This is a genomic window from Siansivirga zeaxanthinifaciens CC-SAMT-1, from assembly GCF_000941055.1.
GTDB lineage: Bacteria > Bacteroidota > Bacteroidia > Flavobacteriales > Flavobacteriaceae > Siansivirga > Siansivirga zeaxanthinifaciens.
The window spans coordinates 2,506,489-2,523,236 of sequence record NZ_CP007202.1; the positions used below are offsets into that span (position 1 = coordinate 2,506,489).

Consider the following 16,748-nt stretch of genomic DNA (forward strand, 5'->3'; position numbering starts at 1 on the left):
TAAATTATTTATTTATAAATTTTTCTATGTCAGTATCATTAGATTTCAACTCCTCAATAAAATCATTAGTTGGTGAGAAAAAACCTTTATTGATTCTCATTTTGAGTATTTCTTCACCTAGCTTATTGTTTTGATTTTCTTCTCTTTCCTTTATTAGTTTTTCAATTTGAGTAATTTGTTTTGTAATTTCTATGTCCGCATTCTCTAAAGTATTTATGATATCTTTCAAGTCTGTTGATTGATTATTTTGAGTTAAAACATTGTCTAAAAGAATATTCTTCCAAGATACTAGGTGATAAAGAGCAGTTTTGTTAAATGTCAGATAATTATATGACATGGATATTTCCGCAGATTTAATTTCATTAGATAAATGAACTAATTGCTTAAAATTATTGTCTAAATACAAGCTTGAATATTGAATTGGTGTGAGGTTGTCAATGTCAATTTCATTGATTTTATCGATTAAATTTTGTTTTGTACTATTTGTTATTCCAGTAAATAAATTTCTCGTTTTTAAATATTGTTTAAACAATGACTCAAGTTTAGCACCATCGGAAGCTAAAATTGACTTATATGTGTCATACGTTTTTATAGAGTTTTCGATATGAATATCCATTGAATTATAAAAATTTAAATATGGTGCCATATCATCTTCAAATGCTTGAATTTGTTTTTCATAGTTGGGTGCAAATAGTTTTTTTATGAAAAGGAATACACCTTTTTTTTCAAGAAATCCATTGACAATAGACAATACATTTCCTACTGCAGCTCCGACCGGGTGAACATTAATTAAAGAAGTAAGAAGTCCATTGGAATTTGTCGCATTATCTAAACCAGCAACTAGAGCTTCAGAGCCTAGTTTTGAATTCATTTCAAAATTATTCTCAATACTGGCTCTCATTTTGCTAATAAAACTTTGTCCTTCAAATAATTTGGTATTAGGACTTACAGACTTAACGACAAAAGCACTCGCATAAGTTTTTTCAATATCAATTAATACCATTGAAGTATTTTGTCTTATGTAAGAAAGGTTATGTGCCGTGGTTAAAACTACTTCAATATCAGTTCTGGCTTCTGATATGCTTTTTGCTTTAGCGATATCTACCCAAGTACTCTGAGAGTATAAGTTCAAAAAGAGACATGTCAGAATAAGAGTAAAATAAAGTTTTAAAAGTTTCATAAATTTTTAATTTTTATCGGTTTTTAAATTATTGTAGCCACCAACACGATACAATCACCCAAAGCATATCACATCCGTTGACAAACGAAGATAACAGAAAATATTTACAAAATAAAGTTAAAACAAAAAAGACTACTGCTTTTTGTAAGATAAAAGCGCGTATAACGAAGCCAAAGCCCAAACAGCTTCTAAAATTATAAAAGGCCAGTAATTTAAAAGTATAGACGCTAAACACGCCATAGAAGCGCCCACCACATTTAATAGCATGAAAACCAAATGCTTGTTCGATAATTTGCCTAAAATATTTAAAAGATAGGCGAGTAGTATTTGAAAAACACCTATAAAACCAATCCAGTCTGTGAAATTCATAGGTTTAGTTTTTAAAAGTTAAAAGCATTTGGTGGTTTGGGTTGTACCGCGTCGCTGTTATTTGAAAATCGTGGCGACCAACAATGTTAAAGCCTATGTTTTTATAAAAATTAATGGCTTTATGGTTTTCTGTCCACACAAACAACCACATACCTGTTTGGTTGTGGTTGAGGGCTTCGTTTATATTATGTTGCAATAATTGGTAGCCCAACTTTAAACCATGAAAGGCTTGTAAAATATACAAGCGTTCTAATTTTGCCGCCTGTTGCAATGTAATGTTGGCATGTGGCGCATTGCAAATTAATTTAGAATAGCCTACAACCTCGTTATTAAAAGCCATAATGTAAAATATAGCATCGGGGTCTTTTAATTCGGTTTCAAAAGCCGTTGTAGAAAACTTAATGCTAACATACTCATTAATTTCTTCGGGCGAGGCACTATGCCCATGCGCTTCTAAAAACGTGGTTTTACCTAAATTAGCCAGTAACTCGGCATCGTTTAAAGTGCCTCTACGAATGGATACCATAACATGAAACAGCAACGGGGTTGCTTTATAAATTGGTTATAATAAATTGATTATTAACTTAATAGAAAGGCTTTTAAATCGTTATACGTTGAAATAACCACCGATTCTTTTTGTTTTCCCATAACCGATTGTATTTGTTCTGGTAGGGGTTGTTTTTCTTTAATAACGTCTTCTACAACATCTAAAAATTTGGTTGGATGTGCCGTTTCTAAAAACACGCAATGCGCATCGCTGTGTTCTTCTAAATATTCTTTACAACCTAAATAGCCCACAGCGCCATGCGGATCGGCAACATAGTTATATTGGTTGTACATTTCTAAAAGGGCTTCACGGGTTTCATCATCGGAAAAACTATAAGAGGACAGGTTTTCTCTTAATTCGTCGAAGTTGTTTTCATAAATTTCCTGAATACGAATAAAGTTACTTGGGGCTCCAACATCCATCGCATTACTAATGGTTTGCACCGAAGGTTTCACTTCGTATAAACGCGAAATTAAATAGCGAGTTACCACGTTATTAGCGTTGTTTGATGCTATAAAATGCTGAATAGGCAAGCCTAATTGCTGCGCCATCATACCTGCACAAATATTTCCAAAATTACCGCTAGGCACCGAAAACACGATGTTTTTATGTTTTTTATGTAATTGTTTGTAGGCAAACATAAAGTAAAATAACTGCGGCAACCAACGCGCCACATTTATAGAATTCGCCGAGGTTAACTGCATGTTTTTGGTAATGCTTTCGTCTAAAAACGCTGTTTTTACCATGGCCTGGCAATCATCAAACGTGCCGTTAACTTCTAAAGCTTTTATGTTTTGTCCTAAAGTGGTTAGTTGCATTTCTTGTATATCGCTCACTTTTCCGCTCGGGTAAAGAATAACCACATTAACCCCTTTAACACCTAAAAAACCATTGGCTACAGCGCCACCGGTATCTCCCGAAGTAGCTACTAAAACAGTAACTTCACGGTCGTTGTTCTGGTTAAAATACCCTAAACAACGCGCCATAAAACGCGCCCCCACATCTTTAAACGCCATGGTTGGTCCGTGAAACAATTCTAAAGTAGAAATGTTGTCGTTTAAGGGCACCACAGGAAAGTCGAAAGACAAGGTTTCTTCAACAATCGTTTTTAAAACATCTTCTGGAATTTCTGGTGAAACGAATTGTTTGATGGCTTCAAAAGCAATTTCAGAATTTGATAAATCATCTATGTTTTCAAAAAATTCTTTAGGAAGCGGCGTTATACTTTCAGGAAAATATAATCCTTTATCGGGTGCTAAACCTTTAATAACCGCATCTTTAAATGTTGTTTTTGGTGCTTTATGATTTAGTGAGTAATAGTTCATGATGTTTTATATGTTTTTTATTGCCACGAATACACGAATGTTTTTTTGAATTTTTAATTATCAATAATAAATTATTAATTATCAATTATTTTGATGCCTTCCGTGTTTATTTTGGTTACATGAATATCGAAATCAATGCCTGTAGTTGCATATACTTTTTCAATAGCATCTTTCACATTTACAGCTGTTTCCGAGCCTTTACTTAATGAAAAAATAGAAGGGCCAGAGCCTGAAATGCCAGCGCCTAAGGCACCTGCATCTAGCATGGCTTTTTTAACGTCTTGGTAATGTGGTATTAACTGACTTCTATAGGGCTCTACAATAACATCTTTAAGTGATCTTTCTATTAAGCCAAAATCGCTGGTATGTAGGGCATGAATTAAACTTCCAAAATTAGCCCATTGCGTTACCGCATTGCTTAAGGCTACATCTTTAGGAAGGATGGCACGCGCTTCGGATGTTTTTATTTCTATTTGCGGATGAATAATCGTCGCATATAAATCTTCTGGCGTTGGTATTTGCAAAATTTCTAAAGGCTGCATGCTTTTAACCAGCGTAAAACCGCCAAGCATAGCAGGAGCTAGGTTATCGGCGTGTTCGCATTTACTTGCTAAGGCTTCGCCTTTAACCGCAAACTCGGTTAATTGGGTTTTATTAAAAGGACGCCCTAAAAGTTCGTTCATACCAAAAACACTTCCAACCGCACTGGCAGCACTGCTACCAATACCGCTTCCGGGTTTAATGTTTTTGTAAATTTCAATTTCAAATCCGAAATCGGGGTTAATAGCTTCATACATAGCCAATGCCGAAACACCTGCCACGTTTAATTCGGCTTCAAACGGTAAATCGAAGCCTTCAATTTTAGTGATGTAAATCCCTTTTTTATCGGTTTTTCTAATAACCATGTCGTCTCCAACACTATCTAAACAGAAGCCTAACACATCGAAACCACAAGCGACATTTGCAACGGTTGCCGGAGAAAATATTTTTATTTCGTTCATTTTTATTTGAGAAAACAGAAAATAGAAAAAGCGAAGTGACTAATTTAAGTGTCTATATTCTAGCTTCTCTATTCTTTGTTCTTTTATCATTTTAAATTAATCATTTCCAATTCTAATAATATCGGCGAACAAACCAGAAGCTGTTACTTCGGCACCTGCTCCCGCACCTTTAATAATCATAGGCTGTTCTGGGTAACGCTGGGTGTAAAACATAACAATATTATCTTTTCCTTTTAAATTAAAGAAAGGATGATCGCTAGGAATTTCCTGTAAACTCACACTGGCTTTTCCGTTGTTAAACTGCGCTACGTATTTTAACTGACAGCCTTTAGCTTTCGCTGAAGCATACAAACTTTGGTAATGCGCTTCATCGGCAATTAAAGTATCGTAAAAATCGGCTACCGAATCGCTTTTTAATCCAGCATCCGAAAGGAATGGTGTATTTTCAATATCTTCTAAATTCATTTCAACACCACTTTCACGAGCTAAAATTAAAATTTTACGCGCCACATCGACACCACTTAAATCGATTCTTGGGTCTGGCTCGGTATATCCTTCGGCAGCAGCTTGTTTAACCACATCGTAAAACTTTGTAGTATCATCGAAATTATTAAATACAAAATTTAAACTACCAGATAATACCGCATGAATAGACGTGATTTTATCTCCCGAAGCTATTAAATTACCTAAAGTATCTATAATAGGTAAGCCCGCACCCACATTGGTTTCAAATAAAAATGGTGCATTGTATTTAAGCGATAAACGTTTTAATAATTTATAATTTTCGAAATCGCTAGAACAAGCAATTTTATTACAGGCAACCACGCCAATGCTTTCGCGTAAATATTGTGCATACAGTCCAGCCACGTCTTTATTTGCGGTAACATCAACAAAAATGCTGTTACGAAGGTTTAACGATTTGGTGCGCTCGAAAAAGCCTTCTAACGAAGCTGTTTCGCCACTAGCCAGTTGGTCTTTCCAATCGCTTAAATCTAATCCGTCTTCGTTGAAAATCATCTTTCTGGAATTCGATAATCCAGCAATTCTTAAATTAATTTTTAGATTTTCTTTTAAGTATTTACGTTGTTGCTTGATTTGCTCCACCAATTTTTCACCCACATTACCAACACCCGTAATAAATACATTGAGTTGTTTGGTTTTCGATTCGAAAAATTGTTCATGTAAGGTGTTCAGGGCTTTTTTAACATCTTTTTCTGCAATTACAGCCGAAATGTTTTTCTCTGAAGCCCCTTGAGCAATCGCTCTAATATTAATATTGTTTTTTCCTAAAGTGCTAAACATTTTACCGCTTATACCTTGATGGTTTTTCATGCTGTCGCCAACTAAAGCGATGATAGACAGGTCTTTTTCAACAATAATAGGATCTATTTTATTTAATGCAATTTCATTTTCGAAAGTAGCATCGATTGCCGTTTTAGCCAATTCGGCATCGGTTTCGTTAATACCCAAACAAATAGAATGCTCAGACGATGCTTGCGTGATTAAAATCACATTTATTTTTTCTTGTGATAAGGTTTCAAACAAACGTTTAGAAAACCCAGGAATACCAACCATACCGCTGCCTTGAAGGGTTAACAAGGCAATATTAGAAATATTACTAATGCCTCTTACAGGCGAAGACGAAACAAAGGCATCGTTAGAAATAATGGTTCCAACAGCTTCTGGCTCTAATGTATTTTTAATATGAATTGGAATATTTAAATTTAAAACAGGCTGTACCGTTGGCGGATATAGAACTTTTGCACCAAAATGCGATAATTCCATGGCCTCTTGATACGATATTTTTTCAATAGGGTAAGCTTGCTTTACCAATTTCGGATTGGTAGTGAACATACCACTAACATCGGTCCAGATTTCTAACTGTTCAACGTTTAAAGCTGCTGCAACAATAGCCGCAGTAAAATCGGAACCACCGCGCCCCAAAGTCGTTTCTTCACCAGCAACCGATTTAGAAACAAAACCAGGTAAAATGGTAATGCTTTGCTTCGCTGTGTTGAAGTAAGTTTCAATATTTTTATTTGTAATACTGTAATTAACTTCTGCTTTGGTGAAGTTTGAATTGGTAATTATTAATTCCTGTGAATTTTTACGATCGGCCGAAAAACCACGATTTTTCATCGTTTCGGCGATGATGTATGAAGATAATAATTCACCATAACTCACTAATTTATCGGATGTTTTTGGAGATAATTCATTAATTAAATAAATCCCATCTAATAAACTTTTAAGTTCGTTTAATCTTGCATCAACAAATGCAATAATTGGCGAGCTTTTATCCAGATTTAATTCATTTACAATATTAAAATGAATATCTTTTATAATGTTAAACGACTCGGTGTAATTCGTGTCTTTTAATTGTGCCTGTTTACCAGCCAACAATAATTTATCGGTTATACCGCCAACAGCAGAAACCACACAGATTACAGAATCTTTTTTAGCATAATTTTCTAAAATGCTAATAACGTTATTTATGTTTTTTGCAGAACCTACAGAGGTGCCACCAAATTTTAAAACCTTCATTTTTTAATGAATTGATAATTGAAAAAATATGTTTTGAAATTGTAATTTGTGAAATTACAAAAATTGCCTGAAGAATATATAACTAACAACCCCAAAGGGTTGTAATCATTGTAGTTGTTCCAATAATAGACGTGTTTCCTTTTGAAAAAAAAGGGAAGATGGTACGTGTATTTTGGTTTAAATGATTCATTGTTTCTTGTAATAGAACAATTCAAAAGTATTACTTTTAGCCAAATAAAAAAACTAAACTTATTTTTTTACAGTATTCTTATATTGAATTGATTTTCTTTTAATTTAATTAACCAATATAAATAAGTTTTGAAAAATTGATAATTAGCGAATGAAGATATTTTCTAAAGAACAAATTTACGAAGGCGACCGTTTAACTATAGAGCGCCAAAATATTTCCTCAACAGATTTAATGGAGCGTGCGGGTTCACAAATATTTAATTGGATGCATTTACGAATGCAAGGCGCTCAAGTTCCTATTCATGTATTTTGCGGTATTGGAAATAATGGAGGCGATGGCCTGGTGCTATCCAGACAGCTTATTTTAGATGGTTATAATGTAAAAACCTATATTGTAAACTACAGCGATAAACGGTCTAAAGATTTTTTAATTAATTACGACCGAATTAAAAATGTTACGAAAAAGTGGCCAGAACTATTAACTTCTATTGAAGATTTTCCTGAAATTCAAAAGGACGATATTATTGTGGATGCCATTTTTGGAATAGGATTAAACCGTCCGGTAGATACATGGGTGAAAGATCTTTTTGTGTATTTAAATGAAACAAAAGCCTTCACTTTATCGATAGATATTCCATCGGGTTTACAAACAGATCAAGTACCTGTTGATGAAACGGCCGTTATAAAAGCAGGCTATACTTTAAGTTTTGTAACGCCTAAATTGGTTTTCTTTTTACCCGAAACCAGTAAATATACCCAACAATGGGAAACGTTGGATATTGGCATTGATCCTGAATTTTTGTACACAACTACAACCGAAGCAGAGTTAATAGGAAAACATGAAGTTTTACCAATTTATAAACCCAGAGATAAATTTTCTCATAAAGTAACCTATGGACATAGTGTTATAATAGGAGGGAGTTATGGTAAAACAGGTGCAGTAACTTTGGCCAGTCGCGCTGCTTTATCTGCAGGTTCGGGATTAATTACAGCCTATGTGCCTAAATGTGGTTATATACCTTTACAAACGGCGTTTCCAGAAGCAATGGTTTTAACCAGTGATAGTGATGTTTTAATATCGAATATTAATTTTGATATAAAAGCTTCGGCCATTGGTATAGGTATGGGCTTAGGAACCGCTGGTGAAACTGTTCTGGCCTTTGAAGGTTTTTTAAAATCAAATACAAGTCCGTTAGTTATTGATGCCGATGCTTTAAATATCATTTCAGAAAATAAAAATTTATTAAAATTATTACCGAAGCAATCGGTTTTAACGCCGCACCCTAAGGAATTAGAACGTTTAGTAGGTGTGTGGAAAGATGATTTTTACAAATTGGATAAAGTAAAATCCCTTTCAAAAACATACGACCTTATTGTTGTAATTAAAGGTGCTAACACCATCACCGTTTATCAAGATAAATTATACATTAACACCACAGGCAATCCTGGATTAGCAACTGCTGGCACTGGCGATGTTTTAACGGGCATCATTACAGGATTAATTTCGCAGTCGTACGAACCTTTAACTGCGGCTATTTTTGGAGTGTATTTACACGGAAAATCTGCAGATATAGCAGTTGAAGATTATGGCTATCAAAGCTTAATAGCAAGCCATATCATAGATTATCTCGGGGAAGCTTTTAAAGATTTATTTAAGCAACCCGAACAAGCACCACAAGCAAACGAAACTACAGAAGAATCCTAAACAAAAAAGCCACTTTTTAAGTGGCTTTTTTGTTTTTGAACAGTGTTTGTTTTAGATTTCTAAAGTATCAAACAACTCTCTAATGTCTGGACTTGAAGGTCTTGGAGCATCTGGAGTTACAATATTCCCATCGGGATCGATTAATAAAAATCGAGGAATACCTTTAATTTTATAAGCTTCAACAAAGGCAGATTTCCATCCTTCTGGTGCCATTATTTGAATGCCACCTAATTCTTTATCGGCTACCATAGCTTTCCAATCTGCTTTTGCTTTATCCCAAGAACCACCATGCGTTCTATCGTCGTCAATAGACAAACTTACAAAGTGAATGTTTTTACCGTGGTAGTCTGCTTCTAATGCTTTTAAAGAAGGAATTTCGCCTTTACATGGTCCGCACCAAGTAGCCCAAACATCAACATAAACATATTTTCCTTTTAAATCGGATAATGACGTTGTACCACCTTTGTAATTTTCGTAATTCTCGAAAGTAGGTGAGGGCGCTCCTTTATATAACGTTGTTTTTAAAGCTATTTTATCTAAAACATAGCTTTTGTAGTAGTTAAGCATTGGCTTTAAACTTCCTTTTAAGTCATTGGTAATAGACGTATCGATATTTACATTAGAATCATAGAATTCGCTTAAGGTTTTATCTATTTTACTAAATTCAGTTTCTAAATCTTCAGTTTTTAAATCACTTAAAGCATCTACATCCAATAAATTTTCTCTTAATAAAGAATGCTTAGCTAAAAAATTATTGTGCTCGGCACCTTCGCCACTAAATGTAATAGACTCGTCAAATTCCTTTGTGTCTAAGGTAAATTCAATATCAAATCCATTTTTAAGGAAAATCGTTGCAGATTCTTTACCATCATATAAACTATAAAGACCTGTTGGCACTTTTAAAGTATCTTTTAAAGTACCATCTTCATTAACTTTAATAGTTTTAGAAAACGTTCTGTTGGCAATAAAAATAGAATCACTGTTTTTATCTGTAATTTTTCCAGAAATTGTAACGTAATCTTTAGGAGCTTGTTTACATGCTATAATTGAAGCAGCAACGGTTAATAATAATAATTTTTTCATTTATTAATTTAATGATTATTAGACTCCAAAAGTAAAAATTATAAAATGGTTTTTGTAATATTTACATTATAATTAACATTTTAAAATTTAAAATTGTAAGAGTATTACGCAAGGAGTATAAGATTATACTTTACTGAAAAACAATTAGTTATAACAACAACCTAGCTTTAATTACAAATAAACGTTTAAAAAATACATTTTGTCTAAATAAGGCGCAATTGCTTGATTATTAGTTCTTTTAAATCTATATTTACATAACCCTCATTCTACAAAATTCAACCTCCTTTTTTTAAATAAATATTTCTCTCTCAATAAAGCATTTTGATTAATAGCAAATTAAAGATGCCCTCGTCTTACTCTAGAATGATAAAGTTTTAATTTATTCTTTTTACGGAATAAATAATGACTTTCATTACCATTTATGTTAACAATCATTTTAATTAATCAAACAAAAATGCCATGTTAATGTACAACTTTACTAGAAAATTAAAAAACCAATGGCTATGCAAATCAAATTGGTTTTATTTGAATTTTAAAAGCATGAATTATTTAATAATTTTCATGCTTTTTTTATTGAGTGCAGTTACAGCAAATGCACAAGCAGTTCCTCTACAATCTAGTGTTATTGCTGGTTTTGGAGTAGATGCCGATATCGAGGCTGATATTATTTCCTTTGGAAATTTAGCTGCCAGCGGAACCGACGACTGGTTCGATTACGCGACCGGAGAACCTGGGAAAGGTATTATTGATATTTCCAGTATTCCTGCCGGTTTACAAGCTGGAGCCAATGTTGCAGTTCAATTAGGAATGGCTCAAAATGTCTTTTATGTCGATTCTAATAATCGCACCTGGTTAGACGCCTTGTATGCCAGAGACCAACGAACTAATGGAAACAATAAAGATGCCACGGTTTTTGGTGCAGCAAGTGACAAAAATATAGCCAACCCTTTAACTTGGACTGTTAAAAATGGTGATGTTCCTCAAAAAAATGACATCATCGATGTGTATGCACATTTAAGACGAGAAGCGCCTTTTGGAGGTGCCTTTGCAGGTCAAGAATTTGCATTAGTTGGAGCCTCGACCAGAAGTCAGGATGGGACTAGCTATATTGATTTTGAATATTTTAGAGGAAAAATAGATGTTTCAAATACAGGTTTGGTTTATGAAGAGCCTTTGAATTACGGATTGGAAGGTGGCCATACCGCTTTTAAATTTGATACCGATGGTATACCAACGCAATTAGGAGACATCATCTTATCTGTAAATTACACCAATGGTGGTAATGTAGCCGATATTAGAATTTTCGTTTGGGTAGATTTAGAGGGTATTGGAGCTGCCGAGTTACAAGCTTATAATGCACTGCCTAATTTACCGTTCCTTTTTGGAGATGGTAACGGCGGGTTCGATTATTATGATGGGGGAACGGATGCCGGCACTTATGGCTATGCTCAAATTGTTCCAAAAGGCGGGCAAACCGCTATATGGGCTCAAGTAAATAGTGATGCCGTTGAAGGTACTCCTTGGCCTACCATTGATAAAGGCGGATCGCCAACTGCCGATGGTTTATATCCTCAATTTGGTTTTGCTGAAATAGCTATTAATGCTACTGCTTTTGGTTTAGATAGTAATTCTGATTCTGGAGCACCTTGTGAAAGTCCGTTTGGAAGTTTTCTTGTAAAAACAAGATCTTCCGATTCTTTTGTAGCTGAACTTAAAGATTTAGTGGGGCCTTTCGATTTTGGAGATGTTGTAGAAATAGAACCTCAAATTGCAGAGAATTGTACGCAGGGTAGTAAGGTTTTAACAGCCAGTCTAATCAATCCCGGACAATTAATTATAAATTACAGTTGGTTTAAAGATGGTGTATATACCGGAATAACAGGATCGCAATTTACAGTTACAGAGCCTGGCATACATACTTATACAGTTTATGCGACTGCCGGAACAACAGATCCTGTAACAGGTTTACCTGATTCTAGTTGTTTTAACACCGCGCAAATAGATTCTGAACCTGGTTCCGATTTAAGTATCCTATGTCCTACAGATCCTAATATTTCTTGTACCGATCAAACGGGAATAAGCACTGCTTTTACAACGTTTTTAGGCGGACTAAATATTACGGGCGGTGTCGGAACCGTAGACACAAAAATTTATATTGGTGGAACACTAGGAACCGATTGTGTTGCTACTGGTACTTTATATGATAATACGTATCAATTCCCCGATTTTTCTTGTGTGGGAGGATCTTTAGATGTTCATTTTGTTGTTTCTGATGAATGTGGACAAATAGAATGTTGTACAGCTACTTTTACTGTTCTACCAGATACCAAAGCACCAACCTTTGATGCAGCCCCAGCAGATATCGCTGATATTAGCTGTGATGCTGCGCTACCAACTCAGGAAACCCTAACAGCTTCCGATGATTGTAGCACGGTGAATGTCGTGGCTAGTGTAGATCCTTATGAGCGTGATATCTGTGGTGGTAACACCATTACCTACCGCTGGGTAGCAACCGATGCTTGTAATAATGAAACGGTAGTAACCAAGTCATTCAACATTTTACCAGATACCAAAGCACCAACCTTTGATGCAGACCCAGCAGATATCGCTGATATTAGCTGTGATGCTGCGCTACCAACTCAGGAAACTCTAACAGCTTCCGATGATTGTAGCATGGTGAATGTCGTGGCTATTGTAGATCCTTATGAGCGTGATATCTGTGGTGGTAACACCGTAACCTACCGCTGGGTAGCAACCGATGCTTGTAATAATGAAACGGTAGTAACCAAATCATTTAACATTTTACCAGATACCAAAGCACCAACCTTTGATGCAGCCCCAGCAGATATCGCTGATATTAGCTGTGATGCTGCGCTACCAACTCAGGAAACCCTAACAGATTCCGATGATTGTAGCACGGTGAATGTCGTGGCTAGTGTGGATCCTTATGTACGTGATATCTGTGGTGGTAACACCGTAACCTACCGCTGGGTAGCAACCGATGCTTGTAATAATGAAACGGTAGTAACCAAGTCATTTAACATCTTACCAGATACCAAAGCACCAACCTTTGATGCAGCCCCAGCAGATATCGCTGATATTAGCTGTGATGCTGCGCTACCAACTCAGGAAACTCTAACAGCTTCCGATGATTGTAGCACGGTGAATGTCGTGGCTAGTGTAGATCCTTATGTACGTGATATCTGTGGTGGTAACACCGTTACCTACCGCTGGGTAGCAACCGATGCTTGTAATAATGAAACGGTAGTAACCAAGTCATTCAACATCTTACCAGATACCAAAGCACCAACCTTTGATGCAGCCCCAGCAGATATCGCTGATATTAGCTGTGATGCTGCGCTACCAACTCAGGAAACCCTAACAGCTTCCGATGATTGTAGCACGGTGAATGTCGTGGCTAGTGTAGATCCTTATGAGCGTGATATCTGTGGTGGTAACACCATTACCTACCGCTGGGTAGCAACCGATGCTTGTAATAATGAAACGGTAGTAACCAAGTCATTCAACATTTTACCAGATACCAAAGCACCAACCTTTGATGCAGCCCCAGCAGATATCGCTGATATTAGCTGTGATGCTGCGCTACCAACTCAGGAAACTCTAACAGCTTCCGATGATTGTAGCACGGTGAATGTCGTGGCTAGTGTGGATCCATATGAGCGTGATATCTGTGGTGGTAACACCATTACCTACCGCTGGGTAGCAACCGATGCTTGTAATAATGAAACGGTAGTAACCAAGTCATTCAACATCTTACCAGATACCAAAGCACCAACCTTTGATGCAGACCCAGCAGATATTGCTGATATTAGCTGTGATGCTGCGCTACCAACTCAGGAAACCCTAACAGCTTCCGATGATTGTAGCACGGTGAATGTCGTGGCTAGTGTGGATCCATATGAGCGTGATATCTGTGGTGGTAATACCATTACATACCGCTGGGTAGCAACCGATGCTTGTAATAATGAAACGGTAGTAACCAAGTCATTCAACATCTTACCAGATACCAAAGCACCAACCTTTGATGCAGACCCAGCAGATATTGCTGATATTAGCTGTGATGCTGCGCTACCAACTCAGGAAACCCTAACAGCTTCCGATGATTGTAGCACGGTGAATGTCGTGGCTAGTGTAGATCCTTATGTACGTGATATCTGTGGTGGTAACACCGTTACCTACCGCTGGGTAGCAACCGATGCTTGTAATAATGAAACGGTAGTAACCAAGTCATTCAACATCTTACCAGATACCAAAGCACCAACCTTTGATGCAGACCCAGCAGATATCGCTGATATTAGCTGTGATGCTGCGCTACCAACTCAGGAAACCCTAACAGCTTCCGATGATTGTAGCACGGTGAATGTAGTGGCTAGTGTGGATCCATATGAGCGTGATATCTGTGGTGGTAACACCATTACCTACCGCTGGGTAGCAACCGATGCTTGTAATAATGAAACGGTAGTAACCAAGTCATTCAACATTTTACCAGATACCAAAGCACCAACCTTTGATGCAGCCCCAGCAGATATTGCTGATATTAGCTGTGATGCTGCGCTACCAACTCAGGAAACCCTAACAGCTTCCGATGATTGTAGCACGGTGAATGTCGTGGCTAGTGTAGATCCTTATGAGCGTGATATCTGTGGTGGTAACACCATTACCTACCGCTGGGTAGCAACCGATGCTTGTAATAATGAAACGGTAGTAACCAAATCATTCAACATTTTACCAGATACTAAAGCACCAACCTTTGATGCAGCCCCAGCAGATATCGCTGATATTAGCTGTGATGCTGCGCTACCAACTCAGGAAACCCTAACAGCTTCCGATGATTGTAGCACGGTGAATGTCGTGGCTAGTGTAGATCCTTATGTACGTGATATCTGTGGTGGTAACACCGTTACCTACCGCTGGGTAGCAACCGATGCTTGTAATAATGAAACGGTAGTAACCAAGTCATTCAACATCTTACCAGATACCAAAGCACCAACCTTTGATGCAGACCCAGCAGATATCGCTGATATTAGCTGTGATGCTGCGCTACCAACTCAGGAAACCCTAACAGCTTCCGATGATTGTAGCACGGTGAATGTAGTGGCTAGTGTGGATCCATATGAGCGTGATATCTGTGGTGGTAACACCATTACCTACCGCTGGGTAGCAACCGATGCTTGTAATAATGAAACGGTAGTAACCAAGTCATTCAACATTTTACCAGATACCAAAGCACCAACCTTTGATGCAGCCCCAGCAGATATTGCTGATATTAGCTGTGATGCTGCGCTACCAACTCAGGAAACCCTAACAGCTTCCGATGATTGTAGCACGGTGAATGTCGTGGCTAGTGTAGATCCTTATGAGCGTGATATCTGTGGTGGTAACACCATTACCTACCGCTGGGTAGCAACCGATGCTTGTAATAATGAAACGGTAGTAACCAAATCATTCAACATTTTACCAGATACTAAAGCACCAACCTTTGATGCAGCCCCAGCAGATATCGCTGATATTAGCTGTGATGCTGCGCTACCAACTCAGGAAACCCTAACAGCTTCCGATGATTGTAGCACGGTGAATGTCGTGGCTAGTGTAGATCCTTATGAGCGTGATATCTGTGGTGGTAACACCATTACATACCGCTGGGTAGCAACCGATGCTTGTAATAATGAAACGGTAGTAACCAAGTCATTCAACATCTTACCAGATACAGAGGCTCCTTATTTTACTCAATTGCCAGAAGTTCAAAATTTATGTAACGATGGATTCCCTGAACAGTTGACTGCTACTTGGGCTGATGCTTGTTCTGGAGGCGATACTACTATGGCTGGACCAACAAATATTAGATATCGTGAAGATATGTGTGCAGAACTTGCAGATTATGTGTTTACAGCTGTTGACAATTGTGGAAATATGGCTTCTGAAACTGTAACTGTAACCCGCGAAATCGACAAATACGATTATTGTGAAACAGCCTTCGCAAGGGATACAGAAACTAGCAGTTGTTTTATTCCTGATTTTAAACGTTGGGGTTGGACAAATGCTTATGAAGAAGGTGCTTACGCAGAACTTCCTTTATATGCTGGAGCTGCACAATGTGATTACGAAAACAAAGGCGCTTTAGTAGGCAGTGTAACAGTAGACTATAGCAATGGCAGTGTAACCGTTACCTATAATATAAATGAAGGTTACTCCATGAGCGAAGCCCATGTATATGTAGGTTGTGATGAATATCCAAGTAAAAATGGAAAACCAACCGTTGCGCCTGGACAATATACTTTTAATGCTAATGGTTTAGATTATTCTAAAGGAATATCGGTAACATTTACAAACGTTTCTGGACCAATTTATGTTATTGCTCATGCGGTAACTTGTGAAGAACTTTGCAGATGTAGCCCAAGACCTGGAGTGGATGATGGCAATGAATACACTATGGATTTAGGTATTAGTTGTAATGCAACAGACAAATCGATTATATCTAAAACGATAGATTTCGAGGCTTATCCCGTTCCATTTAATGAAGAAGTAAATATTAAATACAATTTCGATTTTGATACCGATATCACCATTGAAGTATTTGATATGAAAGGTTCGTTAATTAAGAAAGTTAAAAACATTAAATATACTAAAGGAACTTTCGGAATTACTAAGATTAATTTATCAAAAGCTGATAATCAAATGTTCTTAGTGAAATTAACAACAAAAGAAGGTACAGTTGTTAAGAAAATTGTATCCTCTAGTCCGCAATAATAATTAACTAGAGTTTATCAAAAAAAGGGCTACTTGTACA

9 protein-coding genes are annotated in these 16,748 nt (G+C 36.7%); 2 read left to right on the forward strand and 7 right to left on the reverse strand.

Going from position 1 to position 16,748, the window contains the following annotated elements; genetic code table 11:
* Positions 1-4: 4 nt before the first annotated feature.
* The 6 genes from AW14_RS11290 to thrA form a co-directional block, all read right to left on the reverse strand.
* A complete protein-coding gene (locus AW14_RS11290) occupies positions 5-1,180 on the reverse strand; it encodes a hypothetical protein (protein WP_044638905.1) in 1,176 nt (391 codons plus the stop codon).
* Between the two features lie 132 nt (positions 1,181-1,312).
* Positions 1,313-1,549: a CBU_0592 family membrane protein gene (locus AW14_RS11295; protein ID WP_044638906.1), complete on the reverse strand. Its 237-nt coding sequence runs from the start codon at positions 1,547-1,549 to the stop codon at positions 1,313-1,315.
* A 4-nt stretch (positions 1,550-1,553) separates the two neighbouring features.
* Positions 1,554-2,090: a GNAT family N-acetyltransferase gene (locus tag AW14_RS11300; protein WP_044638907.1), complete on the reverse strand. Its 537-nt coding sequence runs from the start codon at positions 2,088-2,090 to the stop codon at positions 1,554-1,556.
* A 38-nt stretch (positions 2,091-2,128) separates the two neighbouring features.
* Positions 2,129-3,421, reverse strand: a complete 1,293-nt coding sequence (gene thrC, locus AW14_RS11305; RefSeq protein ID WP_044638908.1) for a threonine synthase — start codon at positions 3,419-3,421, stop codon at positions 2,129-2,131.
* A gap of 74 nt (positions 3,422-3,495) precedes the next feature.
* Positions 3,496-4,422: a homoserine kinase gene (locus tag AW14_RS11310; protein WP_044638909.1), complete on the reverse strand. Its 927-nt coding sequence runs from the start codon at positions 4,420-4,422 to the stop codon at positions 3,496-3,498.
* Positions 4,423-4,518: 96 nt separating this feature from the next.
* A complete protein-coding gene (gene thrA / locus AW14_RS11315) occupies positions 4,519-6,963 on the reverse strand; it encodes a bifunctional aspartate kinase/homoserine dehydrogenase I (protein ID WP_044638910.1) in 2,445 nt (814 codons plus the stop codon).
* 340 nt (positions 6,964-7,303) lie between these two features.
* On the opposite strand from thrA, the gene AW14_RS11320 reads away from it, so the two are divergent.
* Complete coding sequence (locus AW14_RS11320) at positions 7,304-8,857, forward strand: bifunctional ADP-dependent NAD(P)H-hydrate dehydratase/NAD(P)H-hydrate epimerase (RefSeq protein WP_044638911.1); 1,554 nt, start codon at positions 7,304-7,306, stop codon at positions 8,855-8,857.
* A 51-nt stretch (positions 8,858-8,908) separates the two neighbouring features.
* Here the strand turns inward: AW14_RS11320 and AW14_RS11325 are convergent, their stop codons facing one another.
* The gene (locus tag AW14_RS11325) at positions 8,909-9,940 is read right to left on the reverse strand and encodes a TlpA family protein disulfide reductase (RefSeq protein ID WP_044638912.1); all 1,032 of its coding nucleotides are present in this window, start codon (positions 9,938-9,940) and stop codon (positions 8,909-8,911) included.
* Positions 9,941-10,480: 540 nt separating this feature from the next.
* On the opposite strand from AW14_RS11325, the gene AW14_RS11330 reads away from it, so the two are divergent.
* Positions 10,481-16,708 (forward strand): T9SS type A sorting domain-containing protein, encoded by a 6,228-nt coding sequence (locus tag AW14_RS11330; RefSeq protein ID WP_169744660.1) that lies wholly within the window; start codon positions 10,481-10,483, stop codon positions 16,706-16,708.
* Positions 16,709-16,748 lie beyond the last annotated feature (40 nt).

Excerpts from the sequence above, each read along its gene's own strand:
- AW14_RS11290 (WP_044638905.1), bottom strand. The coding sequence starts at position 1,180 with ATGAAACTTTTAAAACTTTATTTTACTCTTATTCTGACATGTCTCTTT.
- AW14_RS11295 (WP_044638906.1), bottom strand. The coding sequence starts at position 1,549 with ATGAATTTCACAGACTGGATTGGTTTTATAGGTGTTTTTCAAATACTA.
- thrC (WP_044638908.1), bottom strand. The coding sequence starts at position 3,421 with ATGAACTATTACTCACTAAATCATAAAGCACCAAAAACAACATTTAAA.
- AW14_RS11310 (WP_044638909.1), bottom strand. The coding sequence starts at position 4,422 with ATGAACGAAATAAAAATATTTTCTCCGGCAACCGTTGCAAATGTCGCT.
- thrA (WP_044638910.1), bottom strand. The coding sequence starts at position 6,963 with ATGAAGGTTTTAAAATTTGGTGGCACCTCTGTAGGTTCTGCAAAAAAC.
- AW14_RS11320 (WP_044638911.1), top strand. The coding sequence starts at position 7,304 with ATGAAGATATTTTCTAAAGAACAAATTTACGAAGGCGACCGTTTAACT.
- AW14_RS11325 (WP_044638912.1), bottom strand. The coding sequence starts at position 9,940 with ATGAAAAAATTATTATTATTAACCGTTGCTGCTTCAATTATAGCATGT.
- AW14_RS11330 (WP_169744660.1), top strand. The coding sequence starts at position 10,481 with ATGAATTATTTAATAATTTTCATGCTTTTTTTATTGAGTGCAGTTACA.